A 19,633-nucleotide genomic window follows, 5' to 3' on the forward strand; every position below is an offset into this window, starting at 1 on the left:
ACATTAACGGGGCCGCTGAATATACAGCCTTACTCGGCCAGTGCGCAACGCACCGGCTTGGCATTGAGCAGCTCGGTCAGCACCTGCGGCGCGATGCCGACCAGGTAACCGCGCCGCCCACCATTGATATAAATCGTTTCCAGCGCAAGAATGCTATCCTCTACATACACCGGCATGGTTTTCTTGGTGCCGAACGGCGAAGTGCCGCCGATCATGTAGCCGCTGTGGCGCGACGCCACTTCCGGCTTGCACGGTTCGACGGACTTGCAGCCGATGTTGCGGGCCAGGTTCTTGGTGGAGACCTTGCAATCGCCGTGCATCAGCACAATTAAAGGTTTAGCGGCCTCGTCTTGCATCACCAGGGTCTTGACCACGTGATGTTCGTCGACGCCCAGTTCGCGCGAGGACACACCGGTGCCGCCGTGCTCCTCGTAGTTGTACGGGTGCTCGGAGAACGCCACCTTGTGCTTGCGCAGTAGTTGAGTGGCAGGGGTTTCGGAGATATGCTCTTTTTTAGCCATGGTGCGATCGGAGTTGTTCATTATGCAGCAGGAAATTCGCTTTGCTACTTTCAATGTTTGCAATCTTTCCCAGCCTGGGGCGAAATTGTACGACAATCTGGCGCCCCTGACCGAGGCCGAGTATGAAGCGAAAGTCGCCTGGACGGCGCAACAGCTGGACCAGCTCGACGCCGATGTCATCGGCTTGCAAGAAATTTTCTCGCTCGACGCGCTGCGCGATGTGCTGGCCCACAGCCGCCGCTACCGCGAGGCCACGCTCACCGGCTTCACGCCGCCGCCCGATCCGGCCACCGGCCTGCCGCGCATGACGCCGGAACTGGCGCTGATTTCGCGCCTGCCGCTGGCGGCGCCGGCCCAGGCTTACATCATGTTCCCGGATGGCATTGCCCTGCCCGACGGCCACCGCGACGCCGACCGCTTCGCCCGCGCGCCGCTGCACGCGCAGGTAATGCTGCCGGACGAACGGATTGTCGACGTCATCGTGGTCCACCTCAAGTCCAAGCGGCCCGACTACAGCAGCGGCGACACCGGCGATGACCCGATGCTGCACGCGCAGGCCAACCTGCGCTCGCTGATCCGGCGCGGCACCGAGGCGGTGGCGCTGCGCTCGCTGCTGAGCGCGATGGACAAAGGCCCGCGCCGGCCGCGCGTGGTGCTCGGCGATTTCAACGACACCGTGGACGCAGTGACCACTCACATCGTCATGGGCGCCGGCGCCGCCTGCGAGCCGGGCGAGGAATTGCACGGCCAGTTGTTCGACAGCCGCCAGATCCAGTCAGGCCGCGAACGCCGGCGCGACAGCGGCTACACCATCGCCCACGACGGCCGCCACGCCACCATCGACCACGTGCTGGTGTCGGAGGAATTCCATCCGGCCTCGCGCCATGCGATCGGCGAAGTGGCCGAGGTGACCTACCTCAACGAGCATCTGGCGCTGGCCACGCCGGCCGCCTCCGACCACGGCCAGGTGCTGGTCAGTCTGCGGCTGTACTAAGTCACCCACGCTATTCTGCATTTCAGCCGTGCTTTTGCACGGCTTATCGCATTTTTCTGGCCCCTGCCCATGAAACTACATAAAGTGGCAAGGTGCGCAAACCTCTTCAGGCCAGAAAAACGATATGAGACTAGAAACTTTACCCCCACAAACGCAGCCTACCGTCCGCACCCGGCGCTGGCGCACGCCGGCGGCCATCCTGATTGTGGTGGCACTGGCCGGCGGCGGCTGGACCGTCTTGCGCAGCAAACCGGAAGCCGCGCCCGCCCCTGCCACCGCCGCAGCCAAGGAAAAGAAAGACATCTTCGAACTGTCGAGCGGCGACGTCGCCGCCGTCAGCTCCCGATCATTGGCGGTCAGCTTGCCCTTGTCCGGCTCGCTGGCGCCCCTGAGTTCCGCCACCATCAAGTCGAAGGTGTCGGGTGTGGTGGAAGCGACGACTTTGCAGGAAGGCATGGCGGTGCACGCCGGCCAAGTGCTGGCCCGCGTCGACCAGGCCGACCTGCGCGCGCGCCTGCAACAGCAGCAAGCCCAACTGGACGAGGCGCAAGCCAAGCTGGCCATGGCCAACAAAAATGAGACCAACAGCCAGGCGCTGCTCAAGCAAAAATACATCTCGCAAAACGCCTACGATTCCACCCAGAATTCGGTCGACCTGGCGCGCGCTTCGGTCAAGTCCGCCAGCGCCATGGTGGAGCTGGCCCGCATCGCCCTCAACGACGGCGTGATCAAGGCGCCGATCGATGGCGTGATCAGCAAGCGCCACGTGCAGGCCGGCGAAAAGCTGGCGCTGGACATGCCCGTCTACAGCATCGTCAACCTGGCGGAAATGATTTTGGAAGCGCAAGTGCCGGCCTCGGAAATCCCGCGCATCAAAGTCGGCCAGGACGTCAAATTCCGCGTCGAAGGCTACGCCCTGCGTGACTTCCACGGCAAGGTGGCGCGCATCAATCCGGCCACCGAAGCCGGCTCGCGCGCCATGCTGGTCTACATCGCCGTACCGAACGGCGACAACGCGCTGCGCGCCGGCATGTTCGCCAAGGGCAGCATCGTCACCGACCGCTCCGCCGTGGCGCCGATCGTGCCGCTGGCCGCCGTGCGCAGCGACAAGGACGGCAAGCACCTGGTCTACAAAGTGGAACAGGGCAAGCTGGTGGCGCAGCCGGTCAAGATCGGCCTGCGCAACGAAGATGAAGGCTATGCCGAAGTGACCGAAGGCCTGCAGCAAGGCGCCAACGTCATCGTCTCGCGGCTGGACAACCTGAAGCCCGGCGCCGCCGTCAAGCTGCCGGCCGCCGCTAGCGGTAGCGACGCGCCGCCATCGGCCCAGGCCAAGGCCGCTGAACCGACGAAGGGCTGATTATGTGGATCACTAAAGTCAGCATCCAGAACCCGGTGTTCGCCACCATGGTGATGGTGGCGCTGATGGTATTGGGGCTGTTCTCGTATCGCGGCCTCGGGCTGGAAGCCATGCCCAACATCAGCATTCCCGGCGCCGCCATCGAGGTGAATTACCCGGGCGCCTCGCCGGAAGCGGTGGAGAACGACATCACCCGCCCGATCGAAGAAGCGGTCAACACCGTCAGCGGCATCAAGACGCTGCGCGCCAACTCGTGGGAAGGCCGGGCCGGCGTCTACGTCGACTTCGAACTGTCGACCGATATGGACCGCGCCATGCAGGATTTGCGCGACAAGGTGGCGCAGGTGCGGCCGCGCTTCCCGCGCGAAGCCAAGGACCCGTTCATCGTCCGCTTTGAAGGCGAGAACGCGCAACCGATCGCGCAGATCGGCCTGACCGCCAGCGAGCACTCGCTGCGCGACCTGTCGACCATCGTCGACCAGGTGGTCGCCAAGCGCTTCCAGGGCGTGGCCGGCGTCGGCCAGGTGCGCACCAACGGCATGGCGGCGCGCCAGATCCTGATCCAGCTGCGCCCCAACGATCTGACCGCGCAGGCGGTCGGCGTCGACGAAGTGCTGAACGCGATCCAGAACACCAACACCAACCTGCCGGCCGGCTTCATCAGCTACGGCGCCAGCGAGCGCCTGGTGCGGGTGGAAGGCAAGATGAAAGACCCGCGCGACTTCAACAAGATCATCGTGGCGCGCCGCGCCAACGGCCCGGTCTACCTGGAACAGGTGGCGACAGTGGAAGACGGCGCCCAGGAAGAACTGTCGATCTCGCGCATCAACGGCCAGCGCGCCGTCACGCTGGATATCACCAAGGTGCAGGACGCCAACGTGGTCGAAGTGGGCCGCCGCATCCAGCAAGTGGCAGCCGATCTGAAGAAGACGCTGCCGGCCGATATCAAGCTGGAAGTGCTGAACGACGAATCGCTGAAAGTGCAAAGCCAGCTCGACAACGTCAAGGAGACGATCATCGAAGGCGCGGTGCTGACCATGGTGATCGTGTTCTTCTTCCTGCACTCGTGGCGTTCGACCATCATCACCGGCCTGACGCTGCCGATTTCGGTGATGGCCAGCTTTATCGCCATGAAGGCGTTCGGCTTCACGCTCAACTTCCTGACGCTGATGGCGCTGTCGCTGTGTATCGGCCTGCTGATCGACGACGCCATCGTGGTGCGCGAGAACATCGTGCGCCACCTCGGCATGGGCAAGAACCACCGCAAGGCGGCCGAAGACGGCACCAACGAAATCGGCCTGGCGGTGATGGCCACCACCTTTGCGATTGTCGCCGTATTCATCCCGGTGGCCTTCATGGACGGCATCATCGGCCGCTTCTTCCTGCAATTCGGCATTACGGTGGCGGTGGCGGTGATGGTGTCGCTGTTCGTGTCGTTCACGCTGGACCCGATGCTGTCGTCGGTGTGGCCGGACCCGGTGCAGGACCGCTTCAAATACCTGCCGTGGCTGGGCCGCTTCATGCACTGGCTGGAAGGCGGTGTCGAATGGCTGCACGTGGTGTACGGCAAAGTGCTGGCGCTGGCGCTGCGCTGGAAGAAAATGACGCTGCTGCTGGCCTTTGCGCTGTTTGCCGGCAGCATCCTGCTGGTGCCGAAAATCGGCGGCGAGATGATGCCGGAGCAGGACAACGGCTGGGTCAACTTCATGATCAAGACGCCGGTCGGCTCCAGCCTGGAATACACCGACAACAAGATCCACCAGGTGGAAGACGCGCTGAAGGCATTCCCGGAAATCGCCAGCGTCAACGCCGTGATCGGCACCTGGGACGGCCGCAACACCGCCCAGCTCGACATGAAGCTGCTCGACCGCAAGCTGCACAAGCGCCGCACCCAGCAGCAGATGGAAGCGGCGATCCGCGCGCGCCTGAGCCAGATCGCCGGCATCACGCTGTCGATGGGCCAGAAACCGATTTTCATCGCCATCCTCGGCACCGACGAGGGCAAGCTGGACGACGTGGCGCACCGGCTGATGGACAAGATGCGCAAGATCAAGGGCATCGCCGACCTGGAGTACAGCCAGGAAGGCGCCAACCCGTCGACCAACATCAAGATCAACAACGAGCTGGCCAGCGACCTCGGATTGACCACGCAGCAGATCGGCGCCGCGCTGCGGCCGTTCGTGGCAGGCGACACCACCTCGCACTTCCTGGCGTCGGATGGCCAGAACTACGACGTCAACGTGCAGCTGCCGAAATCCGGCCGCCAGAAGGTAACCGACCTGGCCGACCTGTCGCTGGCGTCGAGCAAGCTGGGCCCGGATGGCCGGCCGATCATGGTGCCGCTGCGCCAGGTGGTGGAATTTGTGCCGGCCTTCAGCCCGCAGGTGCTCAAGCGCCAGGCGCTGCAACGCCGGGTGGCGGTGTACGCCAGTACCGAGGGCCGTCCGGGCGGCGACGTCGACAGCGACGTCAAGAAGGTCATGAAGGAAATCGAACTGCCGGCCGGCGTGCGCTTCGACGTCGGCGGCAATGCGCAGAGCATGGCGGAATCGATGAACTCGGCCATGGTGGCGCTGGGCATCGCGGTGATCTTCATCTACCTGGTGCTGGCCTCGCAGTTCGGCAGCTTCTTGCAGCCGGTGGCGATCATGATGTCGCTGCCGCTGTCGCTGATCGGCGTGCTGGTGGCGCTGCTGGTGACCGGCAGCACGCTGAACATCTTCTCGGTGATCGGCTTCATCATGCTGATGGGCCTGGTGACCAAGAACGCGATTTTGCTGGTGGACTTCACCAACCATGCGCAGAAGGAAGGCCAGAACCAGTACGACGCCCTGATGACCGCCGGCCAGGTGCGGCTGCGGCCTATCCTGATGACGACGCTGGCGATGGTGTTCGGGATGCTGCCGATGGCGATCGGCATGGGGGACGGCGGCGAAACGCAAGCGCCGATGGGCCGCGCGGTGATCGGCGGCGTGCTGACCTCAACCCTGCTGACGCTGGTGGTGGTGCCGGTGGCCTATACCTACCTGGACAGCTGGGGCAAACGCTGCGCGCGCTTCTTCAAGGGGAAACACGAAGAAGAACACGTGCTGCGTGAGGTAGCCTAAGCCGGGTTTATTCGGTGTCGGGGGTGGAAGCTTCGCCCTCGGCAACGTCTTCCTCTCCTTCCTGCGCCAAATCCGGATTATTCTTCAACTCGGCCTTGCGCCGATTCTTCTCTTCCTGCTTTTTCTTCTTTTCCAATTCCCGCTGCCGCTTTTCATATGCGAAGTTTGTTTTGGCCATTTGCTTCTCCTTCTTTAAAAGCGTTGCACTGCACAACCCTCATTATGAACCAAGTTGCTCACCCGCGAGGATGATGTTGCGCATGCAAATGTTTGAGGCGTTCGCGGGCGACGTGCGTATAGATCTGCGTTGTTGAGATATCGGAATGTCCAAGTAGCAATTGAACAACACGCAAGTCGGCGCCGTGGTTCAGCAAATGGGTGGCAAACGCGTGCCGCAGGGTGTGCGGCGACAGCGGCGTCTTGATCTCCGCCTTCAGCGCGTGTTTCTTGATCAGGACCCAGAACATCTGCCGCGTCATGCCGGCGCCGCGCGCGGTGACGAACAGCGCGTCGTCCTGCTGGCCGTTGAGGATGATGCCGCGCGCGCCTTTGACGTAGCGCTCGATCCAGACCCGCGCCTGCTGGCCGAACGGCACCAGCCGCGTCTTGGCGCCCTTGCCGGTCACCCGCAGCACGCCGTCGTTCAGGCTCAGTTCCAGCATCTTCAGGTCGACCAGCTCGGACACCCGCAAGCCGCTGGCGTACATCAACTCCAGCATGGTGCGGTCGCGCAAGCCTAACGGGGTATTGACATCCGGCGCCGCCAGCAAGGCCTCCACCTGCGCCTCGCTGAGCGTATGCACAAAGCGTTGCGACTGCTTGGCCGACACCAGCTTCAGGCTGGGATCGTCCTCGATGCGGCGCTGCCGCTGCAACATCTGGTAGAAGCGCCGGATAACCGATAGTCTCCGATTCGATGATGTCGCCTTGCCCTGCTCATGGCGCGCGCCGATATAGCTTTCGATATCGTGGGCGGCCACCGCCAGCAGGCCGCCGACTTCCGGCCGCTTCTTTTCCAGCCAGCCGGCGAACAAACGCATATCGCGCCGGTAGGCTTCCAAGGTGTTCTTCGACAGCCCGTCTTCCAGCCACAGGCTGTCGCAGAACTCGTCAATCAGAGCAAGGTTGTCTGCTGCCATGCGTATTCACTCGATCCTTCATGTGCCAGCAACCAGCGCTTGATGCCCAGCAAATAGCCGTTGGGATCGTCGCTGTTGGAGAAGCCGCCCAGGCCAGTAGCGGCGGTGACGCGGTGGCACGGCACCACCACCGGGAACCAGTTGGCGCCGCACGCCTGCCCCACCGCGCGCGGCGCCGAGCCGAGGTGCCGGGCCAGTTCGCCATAGGTGCGGGTGCTGCCGCGTGGAATCGCGCACAGCTCGTCCCACACCTTCTGCTGGAACTCGGTGCCGCTGCGCTTGAGCGGCAAGGTGAACTGGAAATCGGCGTCGTCGCAATACTTGCCAACCTGGTAAGCCAGCAATTCGGCCGCCGCGTCCTGTGGCGCTTTCGCCTCAAAATGGGGCGGCAGGTAGCACAGCTCGGTAATCAGGCCTTGTGCCGTGCGGACGCCCAGTTTCCCGAACGGAAACGCTACGACAGCGGAAAAAAGCTCACTACCTTGTTGTATTTTCATCACAGTCACTTGCACCAAAAAAGTACCAAAGTTGTCGGAACGCACCATTTTGTTGCGTCCTTGCTACAGCAAAAAAACCACGTTTAATGAATTGTAAATGCTAAGGACGAAAAAAAACGCACCCTCAGGTGCGTTTTCAAATCCTGCTTCACGTTCCCGGTCGCTTGCCTGGTTCCGTAGCACGCTTGTGGCGGCCTGCAGACCCTATAACAGCAACATTCTGTAAAACGTGTGTCTCCTCGATCTATTGCCGGTATTAGTTACCGTTTCTATACACACTCCCCACTTACAATTCTTTGCTACAAGGTCGCATATCGATATGCATGTTTCCCTGAGAGCGACGCCATCATAACGTATTCATTAAGCTTTTTCTCAATTTTTTTATGTACGGAACCGAGCTTACTTTAAACATGAAACATATTTGACGCAGATCAAATTAGTTGTGGTATGCGGCAACTCTGACACTGTAGCTAACTTAGTAATAGTCCTTATTGCCACCTCGCAAACAGCTAGTTAAGTTAGCACTATGCTGGATTCCCCAGCACTAATAATTCTTAGAGACATATTATGCTGACAAAAATACTTGATCATCTGGAGGAGTGGATCATCACCCTGCTGATGGGCGGGGCGACGTTGCTGATCTTCCTGTCCGTGGTGCACCGCTACGGCACCGGCCTGTCGATTCCCTACGTCCAGGACTACCTGCTGTCGCTGCACTTCGAGTGGGCGCAGGAACTGTCCATCATCATGTTTGTGTGGATGGCCAAGTTCGGTGCCGCCTATGGCGTGCGCAAGGGCGTGCACGTCGGCGTCGACGTGCTGGTCAACCGCATGCCGACCGAATGGCGCCGCTTCATCGTGCTGCTGGCCCTGGGCTGCGGCATGCTGTTTACCGGCATCGTCGGCACCCTGGGCCTGACCTTCGTCTGGGACAACGGCCTGCACCACGCCGCCTTCACCCTGCTGGGCCTGGACGTGACCGATGTGCCGGAAGGCCCGACCACGCCGGACCTGGAATGGCCGACCTGGTTCATCTACTCCGCCGTGCCGCTGGGTTCCTACCTGATGTGCTTCCGCTTCATCCAGGTGGCTTACACCTACCTGGTGCATGGCGAACTGCCGCACCATGACGAATCCCACGTCGAAGGCCTGGACGACGCCGACGACGATGAGCTGTTCGCCGCCGCCCCGCCCCATCCACAACCAGCCCACGGAGGTGCACGATGAGCGGCGCCGTAGCCATGCAGGGCGTCCAGCCCTGGACCAAAAAGAAGGCCAGCACCATCCTGGCCGTGATCGCCGGCATTCTGCTGGCAGTGTGCATCATGGGCGGCAAGGTCGGCATCGTGTTCGCGCTGCTGATCCTGCTAATGCTGACCGGCATCCCGGTCTCCATCGCGCTCGGCCTGACCGTGCTGATGTTTATGTACCTGCTGACCCAGGTGCCGGTGGAAGCGGTGGCGCTGAAGCTGTTCAGCGGCATCGAGAAGTTCGAGATCATGGCCATCCCGCTATTTATCCTGGCCGGTAACTTCCTGACCCACGGCGGCGTCGCCAAGCGCATGATCGCCTTTGCCACCAGCCTGATCGGCCACTGGCACGGCGGCCTGGCGCTGGCCGGCATCATCGCCTGCGCCATGTTTGCGCTGGTGTGCGGCTCGTCGGTGGCGACGGTGGTGGCGATCGGTTCCATCATCCTGCCGGCCATGGTCAAGCAGGGTTATCCGAAAGCCTTCGGCGCCGGCGTCATCATTACCGCCGGTTCGCTCGGCATACTGATGCTGCCGTCGATTCCGAAAGTGATCTACGCCATCTCGACCAACACCTCGATCGGCGCGCTGTTCCTGGCCGGCCTGTTCCCCGGCATTTTGCTGACCGTGATGTTGTGCGGCACCACCTGGGTGCTGGCCAAGAAAAACAACTACCCGCGCATGCGCAAGGCCAGCTGGAAACAGCGCTGGACCGCCTTCCGCAAGAGCGTGTGGGGCCTGATGCTGGTGGTGATCATCATTGGCGGCATCACCAAGGGCATCTTCACGCCGACCGAAGCGGCGGCGATGAGCGCGGTGTATGCGTTCCTGATTTCGGTATTCGTCTACAAGGACATGCCGCTGTCGAAAACGCCGGAGGTGCTGAAGAAGTCGGCGGCGCTGAGCGCGATGCTGCTGTACATCATCACCAACGCCGTGCTGTTCTCCTTCCTGATGGCGCACGAGAATATTCCGCAAGCGATGGCGGACTGGATTCTGGCCAAGGACCTGGGTCAGGCCGGCTTCCTGTTCTTCACCAACATCCTGCTGCTGTTGGCCGGTAACGTGATGGAGCCGTCGTCGATCATCCTGGTGATGGCGCCGATCCTGCACCCTGCCGCGATCCGTCTGGGGATTGATGCGGTTCACTTCGGCATCATGATCGATGCGAACATGGAAGTGGGCCTGTGCCATCCACCGGTGGGCCTCAACCTGTACGTGGCCAGCGGCATCTCGAAGATGAGCATCTCCGAGCTGACCGTGGCGGTCATGCCATGGCTGCTGACGATGCTGGTGTTCCTGGTGATTGTGACCTACTGGCCTGGATTGTCGCTGTGGCTGCCCAAGGCAATGGGACTGATGTAGAAATGAGAAAGGAGGCCTAGGCCTCCCTTTTTTATTACTTGGCTGCTTCCTTGTTAATCGCCGAAATCAGATCCTTGCCAATGCGGCCTTCCATCTGCTGCTGCACCGGCAGCAGCGCCTTGCGCCAGTCAGCCTGCTCTTTCACGCTGAGGGTGTAGATCTCGGTCTTGCCGGCCTTCTTGATCGCGTCCAGCGCCAGATCGTTGTCGCGTTGTGCGATGGCTTTCTCGAAGGTGGTCGCGTCCTTCATCGCCTTATCCAGCGCGGCGCGGATATCCGGCGGCAGACCGTCCCAGAACTTCTTGTTGACGATCACCGCATAGCCCAGGTAACCGTGGTTCGACACCGTCACATACTTCTGCACCTCGTGCATCTTCTGCGTGTACATATTCGACGGCGGATTCTCGGTGCCATCCACCACGCCGGTTTGCAGCGCCTGGTACACCTCGGAGAACGCCAGCACCTGCGGATTGGCGCCCAGCGCGCGCATCTGCGCGTCCAGCACCTTGGACGACTGGATGCGCATCTTCAGACCTTTGAAGTCGCTCGGATTGCGCAGCGGCTTATTGGCCGACATCACCTTGAAGCCGTTATCCCAGAACGCCAGGCCGGTAATGCCCTTCGGTTCCAGCTTCTTCAGCAGCGACTTGCCGATTTCTCCTTCGGTCACGTTGTACAGCGCCGTCTTCGACGGGAAGATGTACGGCAGGTCGAACGCCTCAAACTCCTTCACGCCCAGCGGGCCGAATTTGGCCAGCGACGGCGCCAGCATCTGCACCGCGCCCAGTTGCAGCGCCTCCAGCTCTTCCTTGTCCTTGTACAGCTGACTGTTCGGATACACCTCGATCTTCACGCGGCCGTTGGTGGCCTTTTCGGCCAGCTGCTTGAAACGCTCTGCGGCCTGGCCTTTCGGCGTATCGGTCGCCACCACGTGGCTGAATTTGATGACGATAGGCGCCTGGGCGTACGCGTTGAAGCTCAGGGCCGCGCTCAGGACGAGCAGGACGGGTTTCAGTTTCATGAAGTCTCCTGGTGGGTTTAAAGTTACACTATTGTTCTATTCTGACCGATTCTTATAAATAGCTGCAACACTGGCAAGTGTGGATAACCACAATGACCGCACAATCGTGACAAGCTACCCTGACCGCCCATGACACCATCGCCCTCCACCGCCCCGGCCACGCGCCGCAGCCGCCACTCCAGCACCTCGCTGCGCTGGCTGCTGCCGATCGTGCTGGTGTTGTTTTTTCTGGCGATCCTGATCTGGCTGCCGTGGCAGGCGCGCCAGATGGAAAGCAACGAGCGCCAGGAACAGTTGATCGCGGATACCCTGTGGGTGGAACAAACCATCCGATTCCAGATGGGCCGCGACGAGGAAAGCCTGCGCAGCCTGGGCGTGGAAATCTCCGCCGGCCATCTGTCGCCGAACGAACTGCACGAACGCATGGCGCGGCTGCTGAAGAATGGCCACGAACTGGTACGCGTAGTCTGGATCAAGCCAAACGGCGAATTGGGCAGCAGCAGCGATCCCCTCGCCAATCCGGTCGAACTGACGCCCGCTTCCAAGGCCACCGCCGAGATCACGCGCAAGACCAAGCGGCCGATGTACACCCAGCCGGAGGCGCAGTCGCATGTGTCGTCGGCGGCGCCGTCGGCAGTGCTGATGGACTACCACGTGCCGCTGTTCCGTGGCGACGAGTACCTGGGCGACCTGGTGGCCACTTATCAGACCGTGGCGCTGCTGGACGAAATGGTGCCGTGGTGGTTCGCGCAGGACAACCAGGTCACGCTGGTGGACCGCGACGACAAAGTGCTGGCGCGGCGCGCAGCGGCCGGTCCGGGTCACGGCATCTACACCCACAAGCGCGCGCTGGATTTGCCCGGCGCCTCGGTCACGCTGGTGACCGACAGCGTCAAGAGCGAACCGCAACTGCTGCCCAACCTGCTGGTCGGCTCGGTGATCGTGCTGTCGCTTGGCCTGTTATGGAGCTTGCTGGCGTTGTGGGGCCACATCTCCAAACGGCTGGCGGCGGAAGGCGCGCTGCGGCAGCAGATGTCGTTCCGCACCGCGATGGAAAACTCGCTGGTGACCGGCCTGCGCGCGCGCGACCTGGAAGGCCGCATCACCTATGTGAATCCGGCCTTCTGCCAGATCGTCGGCTACCCGGCCGAGGAAATCGTCGGCAAGCTGCCGCCCATGCCTTACTGGGCGGAAGAAGCGATGTCCGAATACCAGGCGCGCTTTGCCTCGGTATTGGCGGGCAAAGTCACGCCGCAATTCGAAACCTTCTTCCAGCGTCCCAACGGAGAACGCGTGCCGGTCCTGGTGTTCGAAGCGCCGCTGGTGGACAACAACGGCAAGCAGACCGGCTGGATGGGCTCCATCCTCGACATCTCCGACCGCAAGCGCATCGAAGAAGTCAACCGCCAGCAGCAGGAAAAGCTGCAATCGTCGGCGCGTCTGGCCACCATGGGCGAAATCGCCTCGATGCTGGCGCATGAACTGAACCAGCCGCTGGCCGCCATTTCCAGCTACACCACCGGTGCGCTGAATGTGTTGGACCGTGACGCGCCGGTCGACCGCAGCATTCTCAAGCCGGCGCTGGAACAGGCCAGCGCGCAGGCGCAACGGGCTGGCCAGATCATCCGCAGCGTGCACGAATTCGTCAAGAAGCGCGAACCGCTGCGGCAGGCGCTGGCCATTCCGTCGCTGCTGGATGGCATCCGCGCGCTGATCGAGCTACAGGCGCGCCAGAGCTACGTCACCTTCCGCACCGAGATCCCGCCCGACCTGCCGCCGGTGCGTGCCGACCGCGTGATGATCGAACAGGTGCTGCTCAACCTGACCCGCAACGGCATCGAAGCCATGCAGCACATCCCGCCGCAGCGCCGCATCCTCAATGTGGTGGCGGCCTACGACGCCGACACCGACAAAGTCAGCGTGGCCGTCATCGACCAGGGCCACGGCATCCCGGAGGACGTGGCGGCGCGGCTGTTCTCGCCGTTCTTCTCGACCAAGGCCGAAGGCATGGGCATGGGCCTCAACATCTGCCGGACTGCGATAGAATTCCACGGTGGAGCCTTGACGTTCCACGCCAACCCGCAAGGCGGGACTATATTTACGTTCGTGCTGCCGGCTGCGCCGGTCGCCACGACACAGGAGACATAAGAAAAATGCTGCATATCGTCGACGATGAAGCGGTCGTGCGCGACGCACTGACCTGGCTGGCCACATCCCGGGCGATACCCGCGCGCGCCTACGAATCGGGGGCGCAGTTCCTGCAGCAGATTGGCGACTTCGACGCCGCCGGCGACTGCGTGCTGCTCGACGTGCGCATGCCGGACATGAACGGCGTGGCGGTCTTCGACCAGCTGCTGACGCGCGGCCTGGCGCAGCGCATGCCGGTGATCTTCCTGACCGGCCACGGCGACGTGCCGATGGCGGTCGACACGCTGAAGCGCGGCGCCTTCGACTTCTTCGAAAAGCCCTTCAACGACAACCAGCTGATGGACCGCGTGCAGGAGGCGCTGGCCAACTCGCGCCGTGCCAGCGACACCGCCGCCGTCCACGCCCGCCTGGCCACGCTGTCGACGCGCGAGCGCGAAGTGCTGGACCTGATCCTGGCCGGCAAAATGAACAAGGTGGTGGCCGACCAACTGGGCATCAGCATGCGCACGGTGGAAGTCCACCGCGCGCACATCTTCGACAAGATGCAGGTCAAGACGGCTGTTGAACTGGCCGGCCTGCTCAAATAAGCCCCGCTCACCGGCGCATCAGAATCCGGTGGTCTACATCTGGCGGCCATTCAGCAGATAGCCATGCATGCCGAGCCAGCGCACATAGCTATCGAACCAGCCGGTGCTGGTGGTGGTTTTCTGGTACATGCCGAAGCCGTGGCCGCCCTGCTCGAACAGGTGCAGCTCCACCGGCCGCCTGGCGTTGCGCCAGCTGTCCACCAGGCCGTAGCCGCTATTGCCGAAGAATGGATCGTCGGCCGCCAGGGCGATGAACAACGGCGGCGCATCAGCCGGCACGGCGACCGCCGTGATCGGTCCATAGATATTGCCGATGAAGGCCGGCTTGGCGTCCTGCCCGTGCAACGTAGTGGCCATGGTCAGCATGGCGCCGGCCGAAAAGCCCAGCATGCCGATGCGCTGTGGATCGACATGCCATTCGCCGGCGCGCGCGCGTACCAGCGCAAAGGCGGCGCGGGCGTCGGCGATCTGCGGCGCGTAGGCAGCGGCGCCATCCGGCGGTGGCGGTGGCCGCTTGGCGGTGCCTGAAAACAGTTCCGCCATCGAGCGCTCGAAGCCTGCCATATCGGCCGGCGTCTGGTTCAGGCGGTACTTCAGCACGAAGGCCGCCACGCCCTTGTCGGCCAGCGCCTGCGCCACCTGCCAGCCCTCGTTTTCCATCGACAGCGTGCGGAAACCGCCGCCGGGAGCGACGATCACCGCCGCGCCGCTGCCCTTGCCTGCCGCCGGCAGGAACGGCGTCAGCGTGGCCACCGTAACGTTGCGGGCGAACACGCTGTTGTACTGGCTATGCCAGGATTCCTGCACCGTGGCGCCCGGTAGTGGGCCGGTGTTGAGGGTGATCTCGGCCGGCTGGGCCGGTGTGGCGATCGGTGTCATCTTGTCGTTCTGCGCCATGGCCGGCGACCCCAGCGCGTATGCCAGCGCCAGCGCTACACATCCAGCTTTGTTCATTTCGTCTCCTTTTTTTATAGTTCCAATCCCACTGTGTGGCTCAACACGATGGGCGTCTGCTGCCCTGCCACGCCTGTGCCCGGTTGTCCGGAACCCACGCTGAGCTGGTACTGCCCTTGCATCAGTTGCCGCGTGCCGTCGCGCGTGACAAAACTCAGGTCGCGCGGCGTCAAACGGAAGCTGACCTGGCGGCTCTCGCCCGCTTTCAGCGTCACGCGCTGGAAGCCACGCAGCGCCAGCCGTGGCGCGCCGTCGAAAGCCGGCGGCGTCAGATACAGCTGCGCCACCTCGTCGCCGTCGCGGCCGCCGGTATTGGTGATTTGGGTGGTGACGATGACGCCGTTTTCCGGCGCGCCATCCACCGGCTCCACTTGCAACGGCGCGTAGCTGAAGCTGGTGTAGCTGAGACCGGCGCCAAAGGCGTACACCGGCGTGCCGTTGTAATAGCGATAGGTGCGGCCCTGCATGCGGTAGTCGTCAAACGGCGGCAGGTCGGCCAGGCTGCGGTAGAAGGTCAGCGGCAGGCGGCCGCCCGGGTCGGCGCGGCCGGTCAGCACGTCGGCAATCGCCAGCCCGCCAGACTGTCCGGGGTACCAGGCTTCCAGGATGGCGGCGGCGTTGTCCTTGGCCCATGACAGATCAAGCGCACTGCCGTTCATCAGCACCACCACCAGCGGCTTGCCGAGCGCCTTGGCGCGTTCCAGCAATTGCCGCTGTTCGGCCGGCAGGTCGAGCGAGGTCTTGTCGCCGCCGGAAAAGCCTTCGACCTTGATCGCCATTTCCTCGCCTTCCAGATCCGAGGTCAGGCCGACCACGGCGACGATGACGTCAGCGTCCGCCGCGGCGCGTTGCAGGTCGGCGTCGGCGTCGCTGGAAATGCGCTTCCAGAACAGGCCGGGCACGCCGGTACTGCCGGTCTCCGCCGTGAAGTGCAGCGGATAGCGCTGGCCCTTCTCCAGCTGCACCGTGTTCAGTTGCAGCGGCTCGCCCCACTGCGAATACGCATTGGCTTCGACCACCGCCTTGCCGCCCACCTTCAGCGCGCCTTTGACGCCGCTGACGCCGAGGCGGTACAGCCCGGACTCCGGCACTGTCAGGTAACCGTCCCAGCTCACCTTGTGGTGATCGGCCACAGCCTTGAATTGCAGGCCCTGCGCTTCCAGACCCGGCTCGATGCGCGTCAACACCGGCTTGCTGTCGTACTGTTCGCCGTTGCGGTTGGTGTAGGTCACCCGCAAGCCGGGCTTGCCATCCGGCGTCAGCAGGGCCGACGTGGGCACGGGATCGCCATCGGTGATCGAGGCGCCGGCCGGCGCCAGCTTGATATGCGCCTGCGGCAGCACGCGGCGCAAGCCCTCCAGCACCGATACCGGCGGCGCCGATTGCGTCGATGAGTAATTGCCGCGCAACACGCGGGTGGCGTCGGCCAGCGGTCCGATGACGGCCAGTTTCAGGCCCGACTTGAGCGGCAGTATGCCGTCGTTCTTCAGCAACACCATGCTGCGGGTCGCGGCCTGCAACGCCAGCGCCTGGTGCGCGGGCGTGCCGATGGCGCTGACCGGCACCGTTGCGGCTTGGCGCTGCGGCAGGCCGGCCAGGTCGCCGGTGCGGTAGCGCGCCGAGAACAGCCGCACCAGCGCCTGGTCGATGTCGGCCATGTTGATCAGGCCGCGCTGCCAGGCTTCGCGGTAGCGCGCGCTCAGTCCCGGCGTTTCGCCCAAGGTCCTGGTGTTGCACTCGTTGTCGGTGCCGGCCTTGAGCGCCACCGCCACTGCCGCCGCCGGATCGGTGGCGTACTTGTGCTGTTCGGCGATGTCGGTGACGGCGTCGCAGTCGGACACCACATAGCCCTTGAAACCCCAGGCGCCGCGCAGATGCTGCTTCATCAGCAGTTCGCTGCCGCAGGCCGGCTGGCCGTTGATACGGTTGTAGGCGCACATGATGGAGCCGGCCTGGGCATCAACAATCGCGGCGCGGAAGGCCGGTAGGTAGGTGTCTTCCAGGTCGTGCGCCGAGACCGTCACGTCGGCCTTGTGGCGGGTCGATTCCGGTCCGCTATGCACGGCGAAGTGCTTGGGCGTGGCCACCACGTCCGGCAGCTCGGGATTGCTGCCCTGAATGCCGCGGATGAAGGCGACGCCCAGCGCCGCCGTCAGGTGCGGGTCTTCGCCATAGGTTTCCTGGCCGCGTCCCCAGCGCGGGTCGCGGAAGATGTTGATGTTGGGCGACCAGGTATCGAGGCCGGTGCCGATGCGGCCCAGGTGCCCGGTCTCGCGGCCCAGCGTGTGCAAGGCGCGCACTTCGGTGCTGATGGCGGAAGCCACCTGTTGCAGCAGCGGTGCGTCGAAGCTGGCGGCCAGCCCTATCGGTTCGGGAAAGTTGGTGGTCGGCAGCGGCCCCAGTGCGCCGTGCAGCGATTCGGTCCACCAGTTGTAGGCGGGGATGCCCAGACGCGGCACGGCCGGCGCCACATTCAGCAGCTGGTCGATCTTTTCGTCCATGGTCAGCTGCGCCACCACGCTGCGGGCACGGGCCTCGGCGTCGCTGCGCGCATCGGCGCCAAGCACCGTCAACGGGATAGCAGCGGCCAGCACGAAAGCACGCGCGGCGCCCCGTACCATCCCGCTTTTCTTGTCTCCTGCATGACCCTGTTGGTGGGTCTTTTTGATCGCCATGTTAGTCTCCATGTTAGCGAAGTCGAAAATGTTTGCGGTAACATTTCTCGACGTGACCAATGTAATCTTTGCATTAGCAACAAACCAATAACTTTTTTTGCATCCTTCATACCGAAATCGATATCAGCCGCAGTGCGTCATGCGAAAAATAATGCATAAGCACTTATGTGTTGTGCTAAAGTTCCAACATGAGACAAGGACTTGGAACCCAATTGCGCCATCTGATCGACTTGCTGGACGGCGCCGTCAGCGCCGCCTATGAGGAGGCCGGCATCGACTACCGGCCGCGCTACACGCCGGTGATGCGGGCGCTGGAGGGCGGCGAGCCGCACACCGTCAGCCAGATCGCCGAAGCGGCCGGTATTACCCAGCCGGCCGCCACGCAGACGGTCGCGCTGATGATCAAGGAAGGCCTGCTGGAATCGTCGCCCGGCGTGCATGACGCGCGCCAGAAAGTGGTGCGCCTCAGCGCTCGTGGCCGAGACCTGCTGCCGCAACTGCACCTGTGCTGGCAAGCCACCCGCGCCGCCGCCGACAGCCTCGATGGCGACCTGCCCTACCCCTTGTCCGACGCCTTGGCGGCCGCCATCGCCGCCTTGCAGCAACAGCCTTTCGGCACCCGCATCCGCACAGCGCGCGCCGCCATCACCAAGGAGACATCATGAGCATCGCCCAACCGGCAGTAACGCCCATCCCTTCTTTCCGCGCGCGCCTGTTCACGCATCCGCTGCTGCGCATCGTGCTCGGCGTGGTCGCCGTCATGCTGCCGATTTCGCTGACGCTGGCGCTGATCCATGCCCTAGTGCCGCAGCCGTTGCGCGTGGTATGGCCGATGCCGCTGGCCGCCTTGCTCAGCTTCCTGAGCTACCGCCTGTTCACCACCCGCATCGAAAAACGCTTGCCGACCGAACTGGCGTTCCCCGGCGCAGCGCGCGAAGTCGGCGCCGGCGTCGGACTTGGCGCTTCACTGGGCCTGGCGGTGGCCGGCGTGCTGGCAGTAGCGGGCGCGTTCGTCATCACCGGCAGCAGCGCCGGTTGGGAGTTCCTGATCAAGTGCCTGCCGGAGCAGATCATGGTGGCAACGTTTGAGGAGCTGATGTTCCGGGCGGTACTGTTCCGCATCGTCGAACAACGCTGGGGCATGCGCGTGGCGCTGGCGGTGTCGTTTGTGCTGTTCGCACTGGTGCACCTCCAGAACGACAACATCAGCGCACTGGCCGTCCTTAACACCGGCGTCGTCTCGCTGACGCTGTGCGGCGCCTACATGCTGACGCGCCGCGTCTGGCTGCCGATCGGCATCCACTTCGGCTGGAACTTCCTGTACGACGGCGTCTTCGCCGTGCCGCTGTCCGGCCACGCAGCGCGCGGCTGGCTGCAAGTATCGCTGCCCGGCCCCGAATGGCTGACCGGCGGCGCCTACGGCGTCGAAGCCTCGGTGCTGACGCTACTGGTGTGGGGTATCGCCACGGTGCTGGTGCTTAAACGCGCTCAACTGCATCACCTCGCTTGATAGCGCTCAAATGACGGTCTATCATCAAATGACAAGATCGTCCCATGATTACCTGGGACGAAAACAAACGCAAACGTAATATCCTGGAGCATGGGATTGATCTTGCCGATCTGGAAGTTGTCTTCGATTTCCCGATGCATACAACTGAAGATCGGACGACCGACCACACCGAAAGACGGCACCGCAGTCTTTGTCTGTTTCAGGGCAGAGTTGTGGTGCTGATTTGGACGGAGCAAAACGACACTGCCAAACTCATCTCTTGCCGAAACGGTGATAAACGTGAGCACGAAACCTACTTCCAAAACGCCTTCTTTTAGCCCGCAGGAAATCAAAGCGATGATCGAGGCCGCCCCCGATCGTGTCGATGATCCCGATTGTCCCTACGATACAAATGATCCAGAGGCTTTCAAAGCATACTGGGAGGACGCGAAAACGATTCTCCCTGGCCAGCATGCTTTCCAAAAAGCCGAACGTTTAAAGCTCAAAAAGGCTAAACGCTAGTAGC

At 63.0% G+C, this 19,633-nt stretch carries 18 protein-coding genes; 11 read left to right on the forward strand and 7 right to left on the reverse strand.

Going from position 1 to position 19,633, the window contains the following annotated elements:
* Window positions 1-29: 29 nt before the first annotated feature.
* A complete protein-coding gene (gene ybaK / locus GTP69_RS16375; protein WP_161055869.1) occupies window positions 30-521 on the reverse strand; it encodes a Cys-tRNA(Pro) deacylase in 492 nt (163 codons plus the stop codon).
* A gap of 22 nt (window positions 522-543) precedes the next feature.
* On the opposite strand from ybaK, the gene GTP69_RS16380 reads away from it, so the two are divergent.
* The 3 genes from GTP69_RS16380 (at window position 544) to GTP69_RS16390 (ending at window position 5,982) form a co-directional block, all read left to right on the forward strand.
* Window positions 544-1,515, forward strand: coding sequence for an endonuclease/exonuclease/phosphatase family protein (locus tag GTP69_RS16380; RefSeq protein WP_161055870.1), 972 nt, complete (start codon window positions 544-546; stop codon window positions 1,513-1,515).
* A gap of 124 nt (window positions 1,516-1,639) precedes the next feature.
* Window positions 1,640-2,875, forward strand: coding sequence for an efflux RND transporter periplasmic adaptor subunit (locus GTP69_RS16385; protein ID WP_161055871.1), 1,236 nt, complete (start codon window positions 1,640-1,642; stop codon window positions 2,873-2,875).
* Between the two features lie 2 nt (window positions 2,876-2,877).
* Window positions 2,878-5,982 (forward strand): efflux RND transporter permease subunit, encoded by a 3,105-nt coding sequence (locus GTP69_RS16390; RefSeq protein ID WP_161055872.1) that lies wholly within the window; start codon window positions 2,878-2,880, stop codon window positions 5,980-5,982.
* A gap of 7 nt (window positions 5,983-5,989) precedes the next feature.
* Here the strand turns inward: GTP69_RS16390 and GTP69_RS31100 are convergent, their stop codons facing one another.
* The 3 genes from GTP69_RS31100 to GTP69_RS16400 are packed head-to-tail and all read right to left on the reverse strand — an operon-like array spanning window position 5,990 to window position 7,618.
* Window positions 5,990-6,160 (reverse strand): hypothetical protein, encoded by a 171-nt coding sequence (locus GTP69_RS31100; RefSeq protein WP_202424452.1) that lies wholly within the window; start codon window positions 6,158-6,160, stop codon window positions 5,990-5,992.
* A 58-nt stretch (window positions 6,161-6,218) separates the two neighbouring features.
* Complete coding sequence (xerD, locus tag GTP69_RS16395; protein ID WP_161055873.1) at window positions 6,219-7,121, reverse strand: site-specific tyrosine recombinase XerD; 903 nt, start codon at window positions 7,119-7,121, stop codon at window positions 6,219-6,221.
* Entirely contained in the window at window positions 7,097-7,618 is a 522-nt protein-coding gene (locus GTP69_RS16400) for a methylated-DNA--[protein]-cysteine S-methyltransferase (protein ID WP_161055874.1), read from the reverse strand. The genes xerD and GTP69_RS16400 overlap by 25 nt, the downstream gene beginning before the upstream one ends.
* A gap of 567 nt (window positions 7,619-8,185) precedes the next feature.
* Between GTP69_RS16400 and GTP69_RS16405 the strand changes: the two genes are divergently transcribed.
* Window positions 8,186-8,845 carry a TRAP transporter small permease gene (locus GTP69_RS16405; protein WP_161055875.1) on the forward strand — a complete coding sequence of 220 codons (660 nt, stop codon included), beginning with the start codon at window positions 8,186-8,188 and terminating at the stop codon, window positions 8,843-8,845.
* A gap of 98 nt (window positions 8,846-8,943) precedes the next feature.
* Window positions 8,944-10,233, forward strand: a complete 1,290-nt coding sequence (locus GTP69_RS16410) for a TRAP transporter large permease (RefSeq protein ID WP_161055984.1) — start codon at window positions 8,944-8,946, stop codon at window positions 10,231-10,233.
* A 34-nt stretch (window positions 10,234-10,267) separates the two neighbouring features.
* Here the strand turns inward: GTP69_RS16410 and GTP69_RS16415 are convergent, their stop codons facing one another.
* Window positions 10,268-11,254, reverse strand: a complete 987-nt coding sequence (locus GTP69_RS16415) for a TRAP transporter substrate-binding protein (protein WP_161055876.1) — start codon at window positions 11,252-11,254, stop codon at window positions 10,268-10,270.
* Window positions 11,255-11,383: 129 nt separating this feature from the next.
* On the opposite strand from GTP69_RS16415, the gene GTP69_RS16420 reads away from it, so the two are divergent.
* Window positions 11,384-13,402 carry a two-component system sensor histidine kinase NtrB gene (locus GTP69_RS16420; protein ID WP_161055877.1) on the forward strand — a complete coding sequence of 673 codons (2,019 nt, stop codon included), beginning with the start codon at window positions 11,384-11,386 and terminating at the stop codon, window positions 13,400-13,402.
* 5 nt (window positions 13,403-13,407) lie between these two features.
* On the forward strand, window positions 13,408-13,989 hold the full coding sequence (locus GTP69_RS16425; protein ID WP_161055878.1) for a response regulator transcription factor: 582 nt from the start codon (window positions 13,408-13,410) through the stop codon (window positions 13,987-13,989).
* A 33-nt stretch (window positions 13,990-14,022) separates the two neighbouring features.
* Here GTP69_RS16425 and GTP69_RS16430 read toward each other — a convergent pair whose 3' ends face one another.
* A complete protein-coding gene (locus tag GTP69_RS16430) occupies window positions 14,023-14,943 on the reverse strand; it encodes an alpha/beta hydrolase (protein ID WP_161055879.1) in 921 nt (306 codons plus the stop codon).
* A gap of 14 nt (window positions 14,944-14,957) precedes the next feature.
* The gene (locus GTP69_RS16435) at window positions 14,958-17,618 is read right to left on the reverse strand and encodes a glycoside hydrolase family 3 C-terminal domain-containing protein (protein WP_202424453.1); all 2,661 of its coding nucleotides are present in this window, start codon (window positions 17,616-17,618) and stop codon (window positions 14,958-14,960) included.
* A gap of 212 nt (window positions 17,619-17,830) precedes the next feature.
* Between GTP69_RS16435 and GTP69_RS16440 the strand changes: the two genes are divergently transcribed.
* From GTP69_RS16440 to GTP69_RS16455, 4 genes are read left to right on the forward strand one after another with little or no spacing between them, the layout of a single operon-like run.
* Window positions 17,831-18,283: a MarR family winged helix-turn-helix transcriptional regulator gene (locus tag GTP69_RS16440; RefSeq protein WP_229260984.1), complete on the forward strand. Its 453-nt coding sequence runs from the start codon at window positions 17,831-17,833 to the stop codon at window positions 18,281-18,283.
* Window positions 18,280-19,128 carry a CPBP family intramembrane glutamic endopeptidase gene (locus tag GTP69_RS16445; protein WP_161055881.1) on the forward strand — a complete coding sequence of 283 codons (849 nt, stop codon included), beginning with the start codon at window positions 18,280-18,282 and terminating at the stop codon, window positions 19,126-19,128. The genes GTP69_RS16440 and GTP69_RS16445 overlap by 4 nt, the downstream gene beginning before the upstream one ends.
* A 44-nt stretch (window positions 19,129-19,172) precedes the next feature.
* Window positions 19,173-19,445: a BrnT family toxin gene (locus tag GTP69_RS16450; RefSeq protein ID WP_161055882.1), complete on the forward strand. Its 273-nt coding sequence runs from the start codon at window positions 19,173-19,175 to the stop codon at window positions 19,443-19,445.
* Between the two features lie 19 nt (window positions 19,446-19,464).
* Window positions 19,465-19,629, forward strand: a complete 165-nt coding sequence (locus tag GTP69_RS16455; RefSeq protein ID WP_161055883.1) for a hypothetical protein — start codon at window positions 19,465-19,467, stop codon at window positions 19,627-19,629.
* The last annotated feature ends 4 nt before the right edge of the window (window positions 19,630-19,633 follow it).

The sequence above is a fragment of the Duganella levis genome, assembly GCF_009857605.1.
Classification (GTDB): Bacteria; Pseudomonadota; Gammaproteobacteria; order Burkholderiales; family Burkholderiaceae_D; genus Rugamonas; species Rugamonas levis.